General features: G+C 59.2%; 6 protein-coding genes. 5 read left to right on the plus strand and 1 reads right to left on the minus strand.

The window, feature by feature from the left end:
• Positions 1–12 precede the first annotated feature (12 nt).
• From ABI660_RS23070 to ABI660_RS23080, 3 genes are all read left to right on the plus strand, one after another.
• Positions 13–102, plus strand: coding sequence for a hypothetical protein (locus tag ABI660_RS23070; RefSeq protein ID WP_348072551.1), 90 nt, complete (start codon positions 13–15; stop codon positions 100–102).
• Positions 103–207: 105 nt separating this feature from the next.
• Entirely contained in the window at positions 208–789 is a 582-nt protein-coding gene (locus ABI660_RS23075) for a chalcone isomerase family protein (protein WP_348072541.1), read from the plus strand.
• A gap of 16 nt (positions 790–805) precedes the next feature.
• The gene (locus ABI660_RS23080) at positions 806–1,165 is read left to right on the plus strand and encodes a DOPA 4,5-dioxygenase family protein (protein ID WP_348072543.1); all 360 of its coding nucleotides are present in this window, start codon (positions 806–808) and stop codon (positions 1,163–1,165) included.
• 107 nt (positions 1,166–1,272) lie between these two features.
• On the opposite strand, the gene nhaR is transcribed toward ABI660_RS23080, so the two are convergent.
• Complete coding sequence (gene nhaR, locus ABI660_RS23085; protein WP_348072545.1) at positions 1,273–2,166, minus strand: transcriptional activator NhaR; 894 nt, start codon at positions 2,164–2,166, stop codon at positions 1,273–1,275.
• Positions 2,167–2,472: 306 nt separating this feature from the next.
• Here nhaR and ABI660_RS23090 point away from each other — a divergent pair, with 306 nt between their 5' ends.
• Both ABI660_RS23090 and ABI660_RS23095 read left to right on the plus strand, forming a co-directional pair.
• Positions 2,473–2,958 (plus strand): tripartite tricarboxylate transporter TctB family protein, encoded by a 486-nt coding sequence (locus ABI660_RS23090; RefSeq protein ID WP_348072547.1) that lies wholly within the window; start codon positions 2,473–2,475, stop codon positions 2,956–2,958.
• Positions 2,959–2,966: 8 nt separating this feature from the next.
• Entirely contained in the window at positions 2,967–4,475 is a 1,509-nt protein-coding gene (locus ABI660_RS23095; RefSeq protein ID WP_348072549.1) for a tripartite tricarboxylate transporter permease, read from the plus strand.
• Positions 4,476–4,624: the final 149 nt, after the last annotated feature.

Raw genomic sequence — 4,624 nt, forward strand, 5'->3', positions numbered from 1 at the left:
GCCTACGACGACGTGGACCCGCGCATCTGGCCGGTGGCCAAACGCTCGCTGCTGGCGCATGTGGAGCGGATTCAGGCGCAGGGTCTGCCTCAGGGAAACTGACTTGTGTCGGGGTTTCCCTGATGTTGTTTTGAGTTCACTTCGAACACTGCGGCAAAAAATATAATCGTGGTGCATTCAAAAGTATTACACCCACCAGGAACGCTCATGTCTTTTTTTAAAATCCCGCCACTCGCCCATGTGGCGGTCCTGACCCTGCTACTCGCCGGCAATGCCATCGCCGCAGTCACATCCACCAAATTCGAACCCACCCAGGCCGTGCAGGACACCACCCTGACCCTCAACGGCGCAGGCACCCGCTACAGGGCAATTTTCAAGGTGTATGACCTAGCCCTGTACACCCCGCGCAAAGTCACCAGCGCCGAGGAACTGCTGGCACTGCCTGGCCCCAAACGCCTCAACTTCGTGGCCCTGCGCGATGTGCCCGGCACGGATCTGGGCTTGGCGTTTATCAAGGGCTTGTCGGCCAACTCGTCCCCGGAGCTGGCACTCAAACACACCGTGTCCAGCACGCGTCTGGTTGAGATTTTTTCCGGCCGCTCCAAGCTGACAGCCGGGGACAGCTTTGCCATGGAATACGTTCCTGGCAAAGGAACGACCTTCTACATCCTCGGCCAGCCCCAAGGCGCTCCGGTGGGTGATGCCGAATTTTTCAACATGGTGCTGAGGATTTGGGTTGGGCCCTCTCCAGCCGATTTGAAACTCAAGGATGCGCTGCTGGGGCAATAAGTCAGGTCACCAGCCCATGAACACCCTGACCAGAGCCACGGAACCGCAAATTGCTGGTTTCCATGCCCATGTCTACTTTGACGCCAGCAGCCTGGAACAGGCCCGCACCCTCTGTGAACAGGCCGCACGGCGCTTTCCGCTGCAGATGGGGCGTGTGCACCAGCAGCCTGTCGGGCCGCACCCGGATTGGAGTTGCCAGCTGGCCTTTGGCACGGCGATAGCTGGCGAAGTGATCTCCTGGCTGGCGCTGAACCGGGGCGGTTTGGTGGTGTTCACCCATCCGCTGACGGGTAACGAGCTTGCTGACCACCGCGACCACGCCATCTGGATGGGCGCGGTCAGGCCGCTTGATCTGTCGATTTTTAAAGCGGCGTGAAAAGCGCATGAAGCTCTCTGCCCAAGAGACTGGCAAGGCATTGCGGGCGGAGGTCACCGCGTTTTTCGATGCCTTCGTGCGACCAGCCTGAGAAACACCACAAGCCGCTAGGGTGTGAATTTCCTGCGTGCGGAATCAGTGATGGCTGCCACGCAGGGATGCGTGATACGCCGCTCCAGCGACACGGCGAAAAAATGTTCCGTGATCTCATCTGTATGACCAATAACGTCCACGCCGTATTGGGTGACCGTTTCGGCCTCCAGCACACTTGCCGCCATGAACACGCCACGACCTTCGCGGCCAAAAGACTTCATCAGCGGCACGTCGTCGAATTCACCAATGATCCGCGGCCTGATCTCGTACTTGTCCAACCAGCTTTCGAGCGGCTTGCGTATGGATGCGGAGGGGCCCATGACCAACATGGGCGCACCGTCCAGGCATTGCGGGAATTTGCCCTTGAGTGAGGGCTTGAGCGCGGGCGCACAGAAAAAACTCATGGCCGTGCTTCCAATCGCATGGTTGAAGGCCTTGATGTTGACGCGGCTGGTGATGGGCTCATCGGAGAGCACCATGTCAATCCGGCTGAGCCCAAGTTGCCCGAGCAGTTCCGGGAACTTTCCTTCGCTGCATGCCAGCCGTACCGGCTGCTGCAGCGACAACGCGGGCTCCAGCAAGCGATAAACCACGGCCTTCGCAAAGGAATCCGTCACTCCAACGCGAAACTCCAGCACGCTTTGTTTGTCCTTGGCCTGCCTTAACGCAGTTTCCATTTCGGCGCTCAGCGAAAAAATTTGCTCGGCATAACCCAGCGCCAGCCGCCCTTCGTCCGTCAACTCCAGCTGACGGCCGCTCTTTCGGAACAGCTGAAGGCCCAGCGACTGCTCCAGAAGCTTGATTTGCCCTGACAGGGTTTGAGGCGTGGTGTGGAGTTGCTTGCCAGCGCGCACGATGCCGCCGGCTTTCGCCGTGACCCAAAAATAATGCAAATGCTTGAAATTCAAAATTTGCCCTCTGAAGCCCCGTGAAAGGGTTTACCCGATAGTTCGTATTTTTCGAAGTGAAGCTCGCCTAAATACGAATTTACACGATGTGACGCGTCGCCTACGCTCCTATCCTTTCGGGCATGCGTGGCGCGGCCTGGATATAGAGCGTCCCCGCGCAACATCCGTTTACCCGGCAGTTTCCGCACAACAGCGGGCTGGCTGCCGTGCGTGTCGTAAGCCATTTCACAGTTGCCGTTCATACCGCTGCCCTGTGGCCTCGGTGAAGCCGGCTTTGAGCAGCATTTTTTACATAGGAGATCAACCTTGAAGATCAAAAGCCAACCCGACTTTTACTCAGGCCTCATGTTCATGGCCGCAGGTATCGCATTTGCGTGGGGTGCCACGAACTACAACGTAGGCGAGGCCGCACGCATGGGGCCGGGCTACTTTCCGTTCATGCTGGGCATATTGATGACACTGGTTGGTGCCGTCATCACTTTCACCGCGCTGGGAAGCACGGCCAGCGAGGAAAGGATCGGAAAGTGGGCGTGGAGACCTCTTTTCTACGTCATTGCCGCAAACGTTGTCTTCGGCGTGCTGCTCGCTGGTGTGCGCGACCTGGAAATCCCGGCTTTTGGAATCATCGTTGGCATTTACGCCCTGACCTTTGTGGCCAGCATGGCGCAGGCCAACTGGAAATTCAAACCGACCTTTTTTCTGGCTACGGCGCTGGCCATCGGCAGCTATCTGGTCTTTGTCCTGGCACTCCGGCTCCAGTTTCCGGTCTGGCCTGAATTCATCACAGGCTGAGGATCAACATGGAATTGTTTTCAAATCTGGCGATCGGGTTTGGCGTTGCTTTCACGCCTATCAACCTCATGTATGCGTTTGTAGGGTGCCTGCTGGGCACCCTCATTGGCGTTTTGCCGGGCATCGGCCCCGCTGCCACCATCGCCATGCTTTTGCCTGCGACTTATGCCTTGCCGCCGGTGTCTGCGCTCATCATGCTGGCCGGCATTTATTACGGCTCCCAATACGGCGGCTCCACCACCGCCATCCTGGTCAACCTGCCGGGCGAGTCCTCGTCTGTCGTGACCTGCATCGACGGACATCAGATGGCCAAAAAGGGCCGGGCCGGGCCGGCCCTTGCCGCTGCCGGGCTGGGTTCATTTTTCGCAGGTTGCGTGGGGACGGTCATGATCGCAGCCTTTGCGCCGGCGCTGACCGAAGTGGCATTCAAGTTCGGGCCGGCTGAATATTTCGCCCTGATGGTGCTTGGCCTGATTGGCGCGGTGGTCCTGGCATCAGGCTCGCTGCTCAAGGCGGTTGGCATGATTTTGCTGGGTCTGCTGCTGGGCCTGGTGGGGACGGACGTCAACTCCGGCGTGGCGCGCTTCAGCTTTGACGTGCCGGAGCTGACCGACGGAATTGGTTTTGTGGCCATTGCGATGGGCATTTTTGGTTACGGTGAAATCATCAGCAACCTGGCGCATCGCGAGGAGCAACGCGAGGTTTTTTCCGTCAAGGTGCAGGGTTTGTTCCCGACCAAGCAGGATTTCAAGGACATGACACCCGCGGTGTTGCGCGGCACAGCCCTCGGCTGCGCCTTGGGCATTCTTCCGGGGGGCGGCGCATTGTTGTCTGCGTTTGCGGCCTACACCATTGAAAAGAAGGTGAAAGCCCGCCAGGGCGAAGTGCCCTTTGGCGAGGGCAACATACGTGGCGTCGCCGGCCCGGAAGCGGCCAACAATGCGGGCGCGCAGGCGTCTTTCATTCCCTTGCTGACACTCGGCATTCCATCCAACGTGGTGATGGCGCTGATGGTCGGCGCCATGACGATCCACAACATCCAGCCCGGTCCGCAGGTGATGACCAGTAACCCGGAACTGTTCTGGGGACTGATCGCCTCGATGTGGATTGGCAATGCCATGCTGGTGATCCTGAACCTGCCGCTGATCGGCATCTGGATCAAGCTGCTGACCGTGCCCTACCGCTACCTGTTTCCCGCCATCGTGCTGTTCTGCGCGATCGGCGTTTACTCCACCAACAACAACACCTGGGACATCTGGGTGGTGGGTGTTTTCGGCATCGTCGGTTATATCTTCAACAAGCTGCGGGCTGAACCCGCGCCCTTGTTGCTGGGCCTGATCCTCGGTCCGATGATGGAGGAAAACCTGCGGCGGGCGCTTTTGCTGTCGCGCGGCGACTGGAGCACCTTTGTCACGCGCCCGCTTTCTGCCGGGCTGCTCGTGGCCTGCGTTTTGCTGCTGCTGGTCGTGCTGTTGCCCTCGGTCAGGCAGAAGCGCGAGGAGGCGTTTGTGGAATGAGCGTTGCAGCGTGCAGCGCCAGGCGCGCTGCCTTGAATAAAGTGTGAAGCCCGCCGATAGGCCGGATTTTGTGCGGAGCGGTTTCCTTGCGGTCGCCGCCCCGTGACTGCCATTAATCTGGGCCGTCTGTCGCCAGACGGCTCGGTGCT

The organism is Polaromonas sp. (assembly GCF_039930745.1).
Classification (GTDB): Bacteria; Pseudomonadota; Gammaproteobacteria; order Burkholderiales; family Burkholderiaceae_C; genus Polaromonas.

Coding starts and splice junctions, on each gene's coding strand:
- ABI660_RS23075 (WP_348072541.1), top strand. CDS start 208: ATGTCTTTTTTTAAAATCCCGCCACTCGCCCATGTGGCGGTCCTGACC.
- ABI660_RS23080 (WP_348072543.1), top strand. CDS start 806: ATGAACACCCTGACCAGAGCCACGGAACCGCAAATTGCTGGTTTCCAT.
- ABI660_RS23095 (WP_348072549.1), top strand. CDS start 2,967: ATGGAATTGTTTTCAAATCTGGCGATCGGGTTTGGCGTTGCTTTCACG.